15 protein-coding genes are annotated in these 12,697 nt (G+C 66.5%); 9 read left to right on the forward strand and 6 right to left on the reverse strand.

The features are described 5' to 3' along the window. The first annotated feature begins 36 nt into the window (after positions 1 to 36). The gene (rpoD, locus tag V7S63_RS09730; RefSeq protein WP_100964026.1) at positions 37 to 2,049 is read left to right on the forward strand and encodes an RNA polymerase sigma factor RpoD; all 2,013 of its coding nucleotides are present in this window, start codon (positions 37 to 39) and stop codon (positions 2,047 to 2,049) included. A gap of 22 nt (positions 2,050 to 2,071) precedes the next feature. Here the strand turns inward: rpoD and gcvA are convergent, their stop codons facing one another. Next, positions 2,072 to 3,001, reverse strand: coding sequence for a transcriptional regulator GcvA (gcvA, locus tag V7S63_RS09735; protein WP_336530065.1), 930 nt, complete (start codon positions 2,999 to 3,001; stop codon positions 2,072 to 2,074). A gap of 209 nt (positions 3,002 to 3,210) precedes the next feature. Here gcvA and V7S63_RS09740 point away from each other — a divergent pair, with 209 nt between their 5' ends. After that, a complete protein-coding gene (locus V7S63_RS09740; protein ID WP_336530066.1) occupies positions 3,211 to 4,398 on the forward strand; it encodes an aminotransferase class V-fold PLP-dependent enzyme in 1,188 nt (395 codons plus the stop codon). A 15-nt stretch (positions 4,399 to 4,413) separates the two neighbouring features. Here the strand turns inward: V7S63_RS09740 and V7S63_RS09745 are convergent, their stop codons facing one another. Beyond that, entirely contained in the window at positions 4,414 to 4,659 is a 246-nt protein-coding gene (locus V7S63_RS09745; protein WP_336530067.1) for a DUF2798 domain-containing protein, read from the reverse strand. Between the two features lie 227 nt (positions 4,660 to 4,886). Here V7S63_RS09745 and V7S63_RS09750 point away from each other — a divergent pair, with 227 nt between their 5' ends. From V7S63_RS09750 to V7S63_RS09760, 3 genes are all read left to right on the forward strand, one after another. Next, a complete protein-coding gene (locus V7S63_RS09750; protein WP_336530068.1) occupies positions 4,887 to 5,162 on the forward strand; it encodes a hypothetical protein in 276 nt (91 codons plus the stop codon). 63 nt (positions 5,163 to 5,225) lie between these two features. Continuing rightward, positions 5,226 to 5,837, forward strand: a complete 612-nt coding sequence (locus V7S63_RS09755) for a LysE family translocator (RefSeq protein ID WP_091842785.1) — start codon at positions 5,226 to 5,228, stop codon at positions 5,835 to 5,837. Next, entirely contained in the window at positions 5,837 to 6,262 is a 426-nt protein-coding gene (locus tag V7S63_RS09760; protein ID WP_336530069.1) for a secondary thiamine-phosphate synthase enzyme YjbQ, read from the forward strand. The genes V7S63_RS09755 and V7S63_RS09760 overlap by 1 nt, the downstream gene beginning before the upstream one ends. Before the next feature lie 4 nt (positions 6,263 to 6,266). Here the strand turns inward: V7S63_RS09760 and V7S63_RS09765 are convergent, their stop codons facing one another. After that, a complete protein-coding gene (locus V7S63_RS09765) occupies positions 6,267 to 6,830 on the reverse strand; it encodes a TetR/AcrR family transcriptional regulator (RefSeq protein ID WP_336530070.1) in 564 nt (187 codons plus the stop codon). After that, the gene (locus V7S63_RS09770) at positions 6,827 to 7,198 is read right to left on the reverse strand and encodes a hypothetical protein (protein ID WP_100964011.1); all 372 of its coding nucleotides are present in this window, start codon (positions 7,196 to 7,198) and stop codon (positions 6,827 to 6,829) included. Before V7S63_RS09770 ends, V7S63_RS09765 begins: the two co-directional genes overlap by 4 nt. A gap of 122 nt (positions 7,199 to 7,320) precedes the next feature. On the opposite strand from V7S63_RS09770, the gene V7S63_RS09775 reads away from it, so the two are divergent. From V7S63_RS09775 to V7S63_RS09785, 3 genes are all read left to right on the forward strand, one after another. Continuing rightward, positions 7,321 to 7,608 carry an HlyU family transcriptional regulator gene (locus V7S63_RS09775; RefSeq protein WP_091842774.1) on the forward strand — a complete coding sequence of 96 codons (288 nt, stop codon included), beginning with the start codon at positions 7,321 to 7,323 and terminating at the stop codon, positions 7,606 to 7,608. Positions 7,609 to 7,878: 270 nt separating this feature from the next. Continuing rightward, positions 7,879 to 9,093 carry a putative bifunctional diguanylate cyclase/phosphodiesterase gene (locus V7S63_RS09780; RefSeq protein WP_336530071.1) on the forward strand — a complete coding sequence of 405 codons (1,215 nt, stop codon included), beginning with the start codon at positions 7,879 to 7,881 and terminating at the stop codon, positions 9,091 to 9,093. Between the two features lie 128 nt (positions 9,094 to 9,221). Further along, positions 9,222 to 9,782 carry a type 1 glutamine amidotransferase domain-containing protein gene (locus V7S63_RS09785; protein WP_336530072.1) on the forward strand — a complete coding sequence of 187 codons (561 nt, stop codon included), beginning with the start codon at positions 9,222 to 9,224 and terminating at the stop codon, positions 9,780 to 9,782. Here V7S63_RS09785 and V7S63_RS09790 read toward each other — a convergent pair. Then, positions 9,748 to 10,803 (reverse strand): 2-dehydropantoate 2-reductase, encoded by a 1,056-nt coding sequence (locus V7S63_RS09790; RefSeq protein WP_336530073.1) that lies wholly within the window; start codon positions 10,801 to 10,803, stop codon positions 9,748 to 9,750. The genes V7S63_RS09785 and V7S63_RS09790 overlap by 35 nt on opposite strands. Before the next feature lie 183 nt (positions 10,804 to 10,986). Here V7S63_RS09790 and V7S63_RS09795 point away from each other — a divergent pair, with 183 nt between their 5' ends. Then, positions 10,987 to 12,210, forward strand: a complete 1,224-nt coding sequence (locus V7S63_RS09795) for an MFS transporter (protein ID WP_336530074.1) — start codon at positions 10,987 to 10,989, stop codon at positions 12,208 to 12,210. Here V7S63_RS09795 and V7S63_RS09800 read toward each other — a convergent pair whose 3' ends face one another. Next, a complete protein-coding gene (locus V7S63_RS09800; protein WP_336530075.1) occupies positions 12,211 to 12,633 on the reverse strand; it encodes a VOC family protein in 423 nt (140 codons plus the stop codon). It abuts the gene before it with no gap. Between the last annotated feature and the right edge of the window lie 64 nt (positions 12,634 to 12,697).

The raw sequence follows: 12,697 nt of genomic DNA on the forward strand, positions 1-12,697 counted from the left end.
AGAGCACCGGCGCGCAAGATGGTGGAGCGCTGATTGATGGCGACCAAAGTGAGCGAGCGGGACAAGTCCGAAGCGGGTTCCCCGGAGGCGCCCCCGAGCACGGACAGCCCGCTTCTCGATCTCACCGATCAGGCCGTCAAGCGGATGATCAAGCTCGCCAAGAAGCGCGGCTATGTCACCTATGACGAATTGAACGAGGTCCTGCCGTCGGAAGAGTTCTCCTCCGAGCAGATCGAGGACGTGCTCGGCCAGCTCAGCGAGCAGGGCATCAACGTCGTCGACAACGAGGATCCGGAAGCGGCAGGCGAAGAGCGCGCGGCCCGCGGCAAGGACGGCGAAGAGGACGAGGCCGAGGGCGGCGACATGGTCGAGGCGCAGCGCTCGGCGCTGCCGGTCGAGACCAAGCGCAATCTCGAGCCGACCGAGCGCACCGACGATCCGGTCCGCATGTATCTGCGCGAGATGGGCTCGGTCGAACTGCTCTCGCGCGAAGGCGAGATCGCGATCGCCAAGCGCATCGAGGCCGGCCGCGAGGCGATGATCGCGGGACTCTGCGAGAGCCCGCTGACCTTCCAGGCGATCATCATCTGGCGCGACGAGCTGATGGAGGGCAAGGTTCTCCTGCGCGACATCATCGACCTCGAAGCGACCTATGCCGGTCCCGACGGCAAGAACCCGGACCAGCTGCCGGGCGAGGGCGAGGAGGTGGCTGAGGCCGAGGAGGCTGCACCCGAGGGCGAGACTCCGCCCGAAGGCATGGACGACGACGACATGGAGAACAACGTGTCGCTCTCGGCCATGGAAGCCGAGCTGAAGCCGCGCGTGCTCGAAACCTTCGACTCGATCGCCAGCAACTACACCAAGCTGCGCCGCCTGCAGGACCAGGACATTGCCGGCCGGCTGGAGAACGCCAAGCTCTCGCCGTCGCAGGACCGCAAGTACAAGAAGCTGAAGGACGACATCATCGTTTCGGTGAAGTCGCTCTCGCTCAACAACAACCGCATCGAGGCGCTGGTCGAGCAGCTCTACGACATCAACAAGCGGCTTATTTCTCACGAGACGAGACTTCTACGTCTCGCCGAGAGCTATGGCGTCGGCCGCGAGGATTTCCTGAAGCAGCATATCGGCGGCGAGCTCGACCCGAAGTGGCTGCTGCGCGTCTCCAAGCTCGGCTCGCGCGGCTGGAAGGAGTTCGTCGCGCAGGAGAAGGACCGGATCAAGGATCTGCGCGAGGACATCCATACGATGGCCTCCGAGACCGGCCTGGAGATCCAGGAATTCCGTAAGATCGTGCTGATGGTCCAGAAGGGCGAGCGCGAGGCCCGGCAGGCGAAGAAGGAGATGATCGAGGCGAACCTGCGTCTCGTGATCTCGATTGCCAAGAAGTACACCAACCGCGGCCTGCAGTTCCTCGACCTGATCCAGGAGGGGAACATCGGCCTGATGAAGGCGGTCGACAAGTTCGAGTACCGCCGCGGCTACAAGTTCTCGACCTACGCGACCTGGTGGATTCGCCAGGCGATCACCCGTTCGATCGCCGACCAGGCCCGCACGATCCGCATCCCGGTGCACATGATCGAGACGATCAACAAGATCGTCAGGACCTCGCGCCAGATGCTGCACGAGATCGGCCGCGAGCCGACCCCGGAGGAATTGGCCGAGAAGCTGGCCATGCCGCTTGAGAAGGTGCGCAAGGTCCTGAAGATCGCCAAGGAGCCGATCTCGCTGGAGACCCCGATCGGCGACGAGGAGGATTCGCATCTCGGCGACTTCATCGAGGACAAGAACGCGATCCTGCCGATCGACGCGGCGATCCAGAGCAATCTGCGCGAGACCACCACGCGCGTGCTGGCTTCGCTAACCCCGCGCGAGGAGCGCGTGCTGCGCATGCGCTTCGGCATTGGCATGAACACCGACCACACCCTCGAAGAGGTCGGCCAGCAGTTCAGCGTGACCCGCGAGCGCATCCGCCAGATCGAGGCGAAGGCGCTGCGCAAGCTCAAGCACCCGAGCCGCAGCCGCAAGCTCCGGAGCTTCCTGGACAATTGACGCGAAGTTCGAACGGGGCGCTTCAGCGCCCCGTTTCATTTTGGCGGGACATTCCCGCGGATCCGGCCTCGGTGATTTCGCGCCTGAGCCAGTTCACGAACATCGCCGCGGCCGGCTTGCCTGCGCCGCTGCCCGGCAGGACCGCCCAGTAGCCAAGCCCCGGCGCGGTCGCGAAATCCGACAATGGCGCGAGCAATGCGCCACGGCGGAGATGATCCGCGACGAGAAGGCTGCGGCCTATAGCGACACCCTGGCCATTGAGCGCGGCCTGCAGGACGATGTTGTAGTCGGTCAACTGCAGCCGGCTGGCTGAAGTCAGGTCGAGGGCGGTATGCCGCGACCAGGCCTCCCATTCGGTGGGACGATGGCTGGTCAGCAGGGTGTGCGAGAGGATGTCGTCAGGTTTCGCCAGTGGCTGACGTGCCGCCAGCTCCGGGCTCAGGACCGGAAGCAGGCTTTCGGCGGCAAGCAGCTCGCAGCGCAGGCCCGGCCATTCGCCGACGCCGTAGCGAATCGCGATATCCGCCTCCCCGGCGGCGAGGTTGGCCTGGTTCAGCGTCGGGTCGAGGACGAGTTCGATCTGCGGATAGGCGGCGCGGAAACCGGCGAGACGCGACACCAGCCAGTTGGCAGCGAAGGATGGCAGCAGGCTCACCGTCAGGACCTGGCGCGTAGCGTACGAGCGGATTTCGCGGGTTCCGTCGGCGACCAGAGCGAAGGCCTGCGAGATACTGTCGAGATAGCGTGCGCCTGCCGCGGTCAAGGCGATGCTGCGCCCCTTGCGCTCGAACAGCATGGTTCCCAGCGCCTCTTCCAGCGTCCGGACATGATGGCTGACGGCGCTCTGCGTGATCAGCAATTCCTCGCCAGCGCGACGGAAGCTGAGGAGCCGGCCGACGGCTTCAAAGGCGCGCAGCGCGTGGAGCGGCGGCAGGACGGGCGAGGAGCGCATGTCGTGGGAGTCCGATCATCGAGTGTGAAGCCTTAGACCAGGCTCGACCCATGAGCCAGATCGATCGCAGCGCCGGACGTTTCGAATTGGTCAGCCGCGGACGGCGCTGCCATCGTCGGGATCGAAGGGATTTCGACGATGATGATGACTGACCCCTCGCTGATGCTCGCCCTGGCTACGGACGCAACCCGCCTTGTGCAGGTTCGGCAATGAGCCGCCTCGATATCGAGACGCTCCGCGCCGAAACGCCGGGCTGCGCGACCAGCATCCACTTCAATCACGCCGGCGCTTCGCTGATGTCCGCCGGCACGCTCGCTGCGGTGACCGAGCAACTCCAGCGCGAGGCCCTTTACGGCCCGCATGAGGCCAGTGTCGCGGTCCAGGGCCGGCTGGATCAGGCACGGGCGGATGCCGCCCGCCTTGTCAACGCCACGCCCGCCGAGATCGCCTTCACCCCCAGCGGCTCCGCCGGCTGGGGGCTCGCCTTCGCCGCCCTGCCGCCGCTGCGCGCCGGCGACCGCATTCTGGTCGGGCGCCAGGAATGGGGCGGCAATCTCGCGACGATGCAGCGCGCGGCAGCGCGCTCTGGAGCGCGGATCGAGATGATCCCCTGCCGCGAGGACGGCTCGGTCGATCCGGAGGCGCTCGCAGGCATGATCGACGAGCGCCTCCGTCTCGTCGCCCTGACCTGGCTGCCGGCCAATGGCGGCCTGATCAACGACGCCGCGGCAGTCGGCCGGGTGACGCGTGCGGCCGGCATCCCCTATTTCGTCGATGCCGGGCAGGCGCTCGGGCAGATTCCCGTCGATGTCGAGGCGATCGGCTGCGACGTGCTCAAGGGTGCCGGACGCAAGCATCTGCGCGGCCCGCGCGGAACCGCGATCCTCTATGTCCGGGCTTCGTTCCGGCAGTGGCTCGACCCGGTGTTCTCGGATGTCCTGTCCGCGCCTTGGACGGCGCAGGGGCCAGTGCCGCGCGGCGATGCGCGGATCTTCGAGACGAGCGAGCATGCGGCCGCGCTGCTGCTGGGGCTCGGCGTCGCGCTGCATGAGGCGCTGGCGCTCGGCGTGCCTGCGATTCGGGACCAGATCGACCTGACGGCGAGGCGGTTGCGGGCCGAGCTTGCGACCATCGACGGCGTCGCCATCCATGATCTCGGGCAGCAACGGTCCGGGCTGGTGTCCTTCACTGTTGGTGACCTCGACGTCAACGCGGTCAAGAACCGGCTTGCGAGTGCCGGGATTTCGGTGGGAGCGAACGGGCCCGCCTATACACCGTTCGACATGGAGGCACGCGGGCTCGCCGGCATCGTGCGTGCCTCCGTCAGCTATCTCACGAGCGAGCACGACATCGAGCGCCTGCTCGCCGCGGTCCACGACATCGCGCGGACGTGTTGAGCGCGTCGCTCGGGCTCACCCCGCCGGCGCGACCAGCATCGCCGTGAGCCGGCGCGCCACCGGCAGGGCCAGCAGCAGCACCGGGAAGGCGATCAGCCAGGACAGGCCCCAGGCGCCGGGCCAGCCCTGCAGGAAGGCCGGCGTCGGGCCGAGCACGCGCAAGGTCGAAATACCCGACACGATCAGAGTCATCAGGCCGGACAGGATTAAGGGTGTGACGAACGCGCCATAGCGCGTCGGCAATTTGCGGACGGAGTTCATGGGAGACATCCTGCAAGGACAGGCCGCGCCGTCAGGGCCTTGTTGCATCCCGGCGGCGCTGAGCCTTCGTGGATGCGTTGCCTGACGTGAGACGCTTACGGCTGACCCTGGGGACGCGGCGCTGCCTTTACGATCGACAGGCACAGGGCGCAAGCAGAATCGGTCCAGTCCGCCACAGTTCTGCTAAGGTACGCCTCACAATCGGGGCTTCCCTTGGAGGAGCAGAGATGGCCGGCATCCCGACCGCGGACGAGATCGAGGCCGCCAAGGCGGCGCTTCAGGCGAATCTTCCGCCCCAGGCGAAGAAGCAGGAAGAGGAAGGCTCGACGGCCGGGGACGTCGTCGGCGGCGTGCTCGATGTGGCCAGCAACGTCACCATCGATGCGGTCGGCGTCGCGGTGGAGGTGGTCGGGACCGTGGTCGAGGGCGCCGGGGCCGCTGTGGTTGCTACCGGTGAGGCGGTGGTCAGCGTCATCGGCGGCATCTTCGAGGGGCTGGGCTAGCAAGGCGTTCACGCCCGGGATATCGATGCGCCACCGACCTCGTCGCAGGAAGTGGAGCAACGCATGTCCCTCGAATTCCTGCTGACCTCGCTGATCATCGTCGCTTCGCCCGGGACGGGCGCGATCTATACCATCGCCGCCGGGCTGACGCGCGGGGCCAAGGCCAGCCTGCTCGCGTCCTTCGCCTGCACGCTCGGCATCGTGCCGCATCTGATCGCCGCGATGATGGGCCTTGCAGCGCTGCTGCATGCCAGCGCGCTGGCCTTCTCGATCGTCAAATATGCCGGCGTCGCCTATCTGCTCTGGATGGCCTGGCAGACGCTGAAGGAGCAGGGCGCCCTCAGCGTCGAGGCTGCGGCCGACGAGCGCTCGGCCTGGCGCGTGCTGGTCGACGGCCTTGCGCTCAACGTGCTCAATCCGAAGCTCTCGATCTTCTTCGTCGCCTTCCTGCCGCAGTTCATCGCCGCGAACGAGGCCAGCCCGATGGCGCGCATGCTCGAGCTCTCGGGCGTGTTCATGGCGATGACCTTCGTCGTCTTCGCGCTCTACGGCCTGTTCGCGGCGGCGATGCGCGACAAGGTGGTGAGCCGGCCGGCGGTGATGGCCTGGCTGCGGCGCACCTTCGCGGCGGCCTTCGTCGCGCTCGGCGCCAAGCTCGCGCTGACCGAGCGGTGATGGCTGGCAAGCAGACGCGCCTCGCGATCGAGACACGCGGGGCGGGGCTCTACGAATTCACCGACGCGGTCGCCCGCTTCGTACGCGAGGCGGCGGTCGATGTCGGCCTGCTGACGCTGTTCGTGCGCCATACCTCCTGCTCGCTCCTGATCCAGGAGAACGCCGATCCGGATGTGCAGCGTGACTTGTCCGCCTTCTTCGCCCGGCTCGTGCCACCGGCGGACGATGCGGCCATGGCCTATCTTACCCATCGCGCGGAGGGGCCGGACGACATGCCGGCTCATATCAAGGCGGCGGTGCTGCCGGTTTCGCTGTCGATCCCGGTCAGCAGTGGCCGGCTCGTGCTCGGCACCTGGCAAGGCATCTACCTGTTCGAGCACCGGACCAGCCCGCACCGGCGCGCGGTCGTGCTGCATCTCGCCTGAGCCGTCAGCCGCTGGCGGGGCGGTGCAAAAGCCGCATCAGGATGCCGTAGCAGTCATGCAGCTCCTGCGGCGAAAGGCCGAGGTCGAGCTGCTGGAAGCCGATATAGGCGGCATATTCGATGCGGGCGAGCGCGAGAGCCTCTTCCGGCGCTAAGCGCCCGCTCTCGCCATGAAGAGTCTCCAGATAGGCGATACGCTCGCGATCGACCTCGGCACAGGTCGCGGCAACGCCGGGGTCGAGCTGGGCGAGTCGGCGCATGCCCTGCTCGATGCGCACGTCGAGGGCGAGCGCCATGCGGTCTAGCGCGATCAGCCGCTCCTGTGCCGGCCCGCCCTTGTCGACCTCCTGCATCAGGCGAAGGGTATGGGTCTCGCGCCAATGCCCGGCGAGGGCGGCGAGGTAGGCTTCGATTGCCGGAAAATGAGCGTAGAACGAGCCCTTGGTCTTGCCGGCCCGGCGGCAGAGCGCCTCGATGGTCAGCCCGGAAGGCCCCTGTTCGGCGAGCGCAGTGAGCCCGAGCGCGAGCCAGTCGCCCAGGCGGAAGCGGCGCGGGGGAAGACCAGTCACTGCCACAAGCCGATCGTGCCGCTCGCCGTGATCGCCGCGAACAGTGCCCATTGCGGGAAATGCGCGATGCGCAGGCGGAACAGCCCGACCATACCAAGGCCCCAGAGGCAGAACAGCGCAGCGCCGGCGGTGGCGAAGAGCGCGAGGTCGCGGCTGCCCTGGCCGGTCGCGACGAGGCCGAAGGCCAGGGCGAGTGCGGCGAGCACGATCGTCACCAGATGCCAGCAGTAGTACAAGGTGAATTTCGGCACCGCATGCAGCCGCTCGGCAGCCAGTAGCGGCGCCGCGATCTCCCGGCCGCCGAGAATGGCGTGAATCAGGGTGGTGATGGCCGCAAGCGCGGCGGCAAGGGCGAGCCAGAAATTCATGCCAGCCTCCATAACAGTACAATACTGTATGGTATTATTTTGCGAGAAGACAAGCCCACAAGGCGAGCTTGGCCAATCAGGCCGCATCTGCGCTATACAGCGCCGGTCACACGGAGCGCGTCATGTCCTTTCTCAAATCCCTGTTCGGCCGCAAGGATGCCAAGCCGGCTACGCCTGCCGGGCCGTTGAAGACCATCGAATACAAGGGCTTCACCATCCACGCCACGCCGTTCCCGGAGGGGGGGCAGCAGCAATTGTCCGGGTTGATCGAGAAGGAGATCGACGGCGAGGTGAAGAGCCATCGCTTCATCCGGGCTGACCGCTTCCCGGGCGCCGATGAGGCAGCCGATTTCGCGATCGTCAAGGCCCGGCAGCTGATCGACGAACAGGGCGAACGCCTGTTCAAATAGGATTTCACGTAATCCCTGTTTTATTTATGGAAAGTGTTTCACAATTCATTGGATCAGTATCGGTTTAAAATTTTAAAACTGCGCAACCATTGTGTTGTCCTTGGGGCATTGCGCAAATTTGAGTCAATTTATACGAAGATTTCCGCTGCTTTCCGACGCCGAGGGGAGTGGCTATTGCGCAGCGGCATTGGATTCGCCTTCGCCATTTAAAACTTTATTCGGTTTTTCCGGCTTTGATGCCACCACGTTGTTCGCGTCGAGATCACCAGCATGCCTCCCAATTCCCCCGGCGGTCAGAAGCCGGACGAGCCTCCGGGTGCGCAGGCCGACGCGGCCGACGACAGCTGGTTCCGCGAGGTCGTGGCGCAATTGCCGCTCGCGCTCTACGCGACGGATGCCGACGGGCACGTGACCTATTTCAATCAGGCGGCTGCCCGGCTCGTCGGGCGGCACCCCGAGATCGGGCAGGATCGCTGGTGCATCGCCCATCGTCTCTTCCAGGTCGACGGTTCGCCTCTGGCGCATGAGGATTGTCCGCTGGCCGTGGCGCTGCGCGAGAAGCGCGCGGTCCGCGGCATCGAGGCGCTGGCCGAGCGGCCCGATGGCAGCCGCGTGCGCTTCATGCCGCTGCCGACGCCGCTCTACGATGCGCAAGGCAAGCTCACCGGCGCAGTCAACGTGATGGTCGACGTCAGCAGCGGCCCGCAAACCGGGAGCGATGCGGCGGCGGCCGCTCATCACCTTGCCGACGACCTTGCAGCCGCGATCGCGCAGAAGCAGCTGCATCTGCACTATCAGCCGGTCTTCTCGGCCGCCGGCAATCTGTCGGGCTTCGAGGCGCTGGCGCGCTGGGTCCACCCCGAGCGTGGCGTGATTCCGCCATCCGAGTTCATCCCGGCGGCGGAGGAGAGCGGGCTGATCCTGCCCCTGGCGCGCGAACTGCTGCTCCAGGCCTGCACCGAGGCGGCAAGCTGGGCAAGGCCGCTGCGCATCGCCGTCAACGTCTCGCCCCTGCAGTTCCGCCATGGTGACCTGCCGGCGCTGATCGATGAGGTGTTGGTCGAGACCGGGCTGGAGCCGGAGCGGCTCGAGCTCGAGATCACCGAAGGGGTGATGATCACCGATTTCGACCGCACCATGCTGGTGCTGCACCGCATCAAGGCGCTCGGCGTGCGCATCGCGCTCGACGATTTCGGCACGGGCTATTCCTCGCTCTCCTACCTGCACATGTTCCCGCTCTCGACGCTGAAGATCGACCGCAGCTTCGTTGCCAATCTCGGCGTTGCCTCGGAGGCCGCGGCGATCACGCGCGCCGTCATCGCGCTTGGCCATGCGCTCGACATTGAGGTGGTGGCCGAGGGTGTCGAGACGCGCGAGCAGCTCGACTTCCTGATCGACGAAGGCTGCAACTACATGCAGGGCTATATGCTCGGCCGCCCGCTGCCGGCAGAGCAATATGTCGACCTGACCGGCCGCAAGAGCTGAGCTGGAGCAATCCTACAGATCGCGGAATGTCTCTGGGCCGTCGTGGCCCCCACCGCGTCGTTCCGACGCGGAAACGGATCGCCCTCCCGAAGGTTGCCTTGATTGAAGCAGCAACCAGGGAGAAGGCCATGGCCTCGCTGAACGGAAAATCGATCCTCATCCTCGCCACGCACGGCTTTGAGCAGTCCGAGCTCGAGGTACCGCTCGCAAAGCTCAAGGAAGCCGGCGCCACCGTGCATGTCGCATCGCCCGAGAGCGGCGAGATCAAGGGCTGGGATGAGAAGGATTGGGGAAAGGCGGTCAAGGTCGACAAGAGCCTCGATGAGACACGGGCCGACGCCTACGACGCGATCGTGCTGCCCGGCGGCCAGATGAATCCCGACACGCTGCGCGGCAACGACAAGGCGATCGCGCTGATCGAGGACTTCTTCGCGCAAGGCAAGGTCGTCGCGGCCGTCTGCCACGCGCCCTGGCTGCTGGTCGACAGCGGCATCGCCAAGGGGCGGCGGCTGACCTCGTACAAGACGATCAAGCAGGACCTGGTCAACGCCGGGGCGCAATGGGAGGACAGCGAGGTCGTCACCGACAAGGGTGTCGTCACCTCGCGCAATCCCGGCGACCTGCCGGCTTTCGTCGCCAAGATCATCGAGGAGGTCAATGAGGGCCGGCACGATCGTCGCGCCGCCTGATCCCTCGGAGAGAGGAGCTCGCGTCGCCGAGTTCCGCCAACAAGGCGTCGCCGCTCCAGCGCCGCGGCGAGTGCTCGGCCTGGTGGACGAGAGCCGTCAGGCGCTCGTTCACCGCCGCGCTCTCACCGAGCCGCTGCGCCAGCCTGACCACTTCGCCATTGATCCAGTCGACCTCTGTCCTGCGCCCGGCGGCGAGATCGTCCGCCATGGACGAACGCGCCGACGGATCGATCGCCAGCATCTTGCGGGCGAACCGGGCAAAGAGCGCATCGGGCAGGCGTAGCAGCGCCGGGATCCAGCCCGGCGGCAGTGGTGTCAGCCGCGCCGGCTGTATACCTGCCTGCTTGAGCAAGGCGAGCGCTTCGGCCTGCGCCAGCGCAAGGCAGCGGCGATAGGCGCGCTGCGCCAGTTCCTGTTGCAAGGGCAGGGCGGAGAGCGCGTTGACAGCGTTGTTGAGGTTGAGGAGCAGCTTGGCCCATTGCACCGGCAGCATGTCGCGGTGCCGGCGCAGGGCGAAGCCGGCGCTGGTGAAATCGGCGAGGAAAGGTGCGAGTGCGGCTGCGTCCTCGACTTCGGGCTCGCCTTCCGACGCCTGATGGAAGCCGCCGGGACCGCGCCTGATAACATTGAATGGCACCATGCCGGCGAGCACGCTGCGGCCAGGCAGGGCAGCGCGCAGCACATCCGCATTGCCGATACCATTCTGGAAACTGATCACGGCGGCGTTCGGTGCAGCCAGGGCGGCAAGCTCGGCTGCGGCCTGCGCGGTCGAGCCCGACTTCACGGTGACCAGGATGAGGTCGGCCGACGCGGCGGCATCCGGCTCGGTCGAGAAGGCAACCGTCTCCGGCGGAACGTGCCAGTTGCGGCCGTCATAATGCGTCAGCGTCAGGCCGTGCTGCCGGAGTTGCTCGCCAACGCCCCGGCGGCCGATGAAAGCGACGTTCGCGCCGCCGACGGCGAGCCGCCCGCCGAGATAGCAGCCGACCGCGCCGGCGCCGTAGATTGAGATCCTGGCCATCGCTCCTCCGCCTCGGGCCGAGCATGCCGCTGTCGGCCCACGATGCAAGCGATCGAAGAGAACACAGGCCGCCCCCACATCCGCGCCGCATCGGCCCGCCGCCGATGCGCTTGTGGCGAACGATCGTGCTGCCTAATGCTCGGGCAGAGAGAAAATCGTTCTCCGCTGATCCGGCGAGGAAACATGAACGCCCAGGATGCGCGCTACGCGCCGGACTCGTCTTATGCCTGGATGAGGCTGGCGCTCGCCCTGCTGGTCGGAACGATCGCCTGCGTCGGTTCCTGGTCGGCGGTCGTGGTGGTGACGGCGGTTCAGCAGGAATTCGGCGTCATGCGTGCCGATGCCTCGCTGCCCTACACCTTTGCGATGATCGGCTTCGGCGTCGGCAATATCGCCATGGGCCGGCTGGCCGATCGTTTCGGGATCGTCTGGCCGATCGTGCTGGGCGCACTGTTGCTGTGCAGCGGCTATGCGCTCGCCTCGGTCGCCGGGTCGCTCTGGCAGTTCGCGCTGGCGCATGGCTTCCTGATCGGGCTCGGCGCCGCGACCGGGTTCTCGCCGCTCATCGCCGATCTCTCGCACTGGTTCCGGCGCTATCGCGGCCTTGCCGTCGTCTTCGGCGCGTCGGGCAGCTATCTCGCCGGCATGTTCTGGCCGCAGCTGATCAACTGGGGCGTCCAGACCCATGGCCTGCGCACGACGCATCTTTGGCTGGGCATCGCCTGCCTGGTGGTGATGCTGCCGCTGGCGCCGTTGTTCCGGCGCCGGCCGAACGCGGCAAGCATCGCGGCGGCAGAGGCGACGAGCGCCGGCGCGCGCGGCAGCCTCGGGCTGTCGCCCAACCAGCTGCAGCTGCTGCTGGTCGTGGCCGGCTTCTGCTGCTGCGTCGCGATGTCGATGCCGCAGGTCCATATCGTCGCCTATTGCAGCGATCTCGGCTACGGCGTCGCGCGCGGCGCCGAGATGCTGAGCGTAATGATGGCGCTCGGCATCGTCAGCCGGATCTCGTCCGGCTTCGTCGCCGACAGGATCGGCGGCACGGCGACGCTCGCTCTGTCCTCCCTGATGCAGGGCATGGCGCTCTTTCTCTATCTCTGGTTCGACGGGCTGAGCTCGCTCTTCATTGTCACCGGCATCTTCGGCCTGTTCCAGGGCGGGATCGTGCCGATGTATGCAGTGATCATCCGCGACTACATGCCGCCGCGCGAGGCGGGCGTGCGCATCGGCGTGGTGATGTCGGCGACGATCTTCGGCATGGCGTTCGGTGGCTGGGTCTCCGGCCTGATCTTCGACGCGACCTCGTCCTACCGGCTCGCCTTCCTCAACGGCCTCGCCTGGAACCTGATCAACCTTTCGATCGTCTGCTGGCTGATGCTGAAGGCGCGCCCGAAGCTGGCGGCGGCGTGATCAAGCCGAGACAGCACCGGGACGGTAGGTTCCCAAGCACCAGACATGGCCCTCCGGGTCCTTGCAGATGAAATCGCGGCTGCCATAGGGCTGGTCGGTCGGCTCCATGCAGATCTCGGCGCCGGCCTTGCGGGCCCGCTCGCAGAGCGCGTCGATATCCGTCGTCGCGACATAGGGCGAGGCGGTGGTGCCGCCGAGCTCGGCCGGACGCGAGACCAGCTTGCCGAATTCGTTGTTCTCGGCTGAACCGAGCATGACGAAGCTATCGCCCATACGCAACTCGCCGTGCAGTGACGTCTTGCCGTCCTGCGAATAGCAGGCGGCATGCTTCTCGAAACCGAAGGCCGCGATCAGCCAGTCATAGATGCGCGGCGCGTCGGCATAGCGCAGCGAGATGCAGATCATCGGCGGCGGACTGGCCATCGCCTTCTCCTTCGACGAGCCTGACTTGACGCAGCATGCGCGCGCGGCAATCTCAGCTCAATGA

The sequence above is a fragment of the Allobosea sp. CCNWLY174 genome (assembly GCF_037120455.1).
Taxonomy (GTDB): domain Bacteria; phylum Pseudomonadota; class Alphaproteobacteria; order Rhizobiales; family Beijerinckiaceae; genus Allobosea; species Allobosea lupini.

What these genes read in the sequence shown, in the direction of transcription:
- V7S63_RS09795 (WP_336530074.1), top strand. Translation starts at nt 10,987, where the DNA reads ATGAACGCCCAGGATGCGCGCTACGCGCCGGACTCGTCTTATGCCTGG.
- V7S63_RS09745 (WP_336530067.1), bottom strand. Translation starts at nt 4,659, where the DNA reads ATGAACTCCGTCCGCAAATTGCCGACGCGCTATGGCGCGTTCGTCACA.
- gcvA (WP_336530065.1), bottom strand. Translation starts at nt 3,001, where the DNA reads ATGCGCTCCTCGCCCGTCCTGCCGCCGCTCCACGCGCTGCGCGCCTTT.
- V7S63_RS09800 (WP_336530075.1), bottom strand. Translation starts at nt 12,633, where the DNA reads ATGGCCAGTCCGCCGCCGATGATCTGCATCTCGCTGCGCTATGCCGAC.
- V7S63_RS09790 (WP_336530073.1), bottom strand. Translation starts at nt 10,803, where the DNA reads ATGGCCAGGATCTCAATCTACGGCGCCGGCGCGGTCGGCTGCTATCTC.
- V7S63_RS09760 (WP_336530069.1), top strand. Translation starts at nt 5,837, where the DNA reads ATGGCTGGCAAGCAGACGCGCCTCGCGATCGAGACACGCGGGGCGGGG.
- V7S63_RS09755 (WP_091842785.1), top strand. Translation starts at nt 5,226, where the DNA reads ATGTCCCTCGAATTCCTGCTGACCTCGCTGATCATCGTCGCTTCGCCC.
- V7S63_RS09785 (WP_336530072.1), top strand. Translation starts at nt 9,222, where the DNA reads ATGGCCTCGCTGAACGGAAAATCGATCCTCATCCTCGCCACGCACGGC.
- V7S63_RS09780 (WP_336530071.1), top strand. Translation starts at nt 7,879, where the DNA reads ATGCCTCCCAATTCCCCCGGCGGTCAGAAGCCGGACGAGCCTCCGGGT.
- V7S63_RS09770 (WP_100964011.1), bottom strand. Translation starts at nt 7,198, where the DNA reads ATGAATTTCTGGCTCGCCCTTGCCGCCGCGCTTGCGGCCATCACCACC.
- rpoD (WP_100964026.1), top strand. Translation starts at nt 37, where the DNA reads ATGGCGACCAAAGTGAGCGAGCGGGACAAGTCCGAAGCGGGTTCCCCG.
- V7S63_RS09775 (WP_091842774.1), top strand. Translation starts at nt 7,321, where the DNA reads ATGTCCTTTCTCAAATCCCTGTTCGGCCGCAAGGATGCCAAGCCGGCT.
- V7S63_RS09740 (WP_336530066.1), top strand. Translation starts at nt 3,211, where the DNA reads ATGAGCCGCCTCGATATCGAGACGCTCCGCGCCGAAACGCCGGGCTGC.
- V7S63_RS09750 (WP_336530068.1), top strand. Translation starts at nt 4,887, where the DNA reads ATGGCCGGCATCCCGACCGCGGACGAGATCGAGGCCGCCAAGGCGGCG.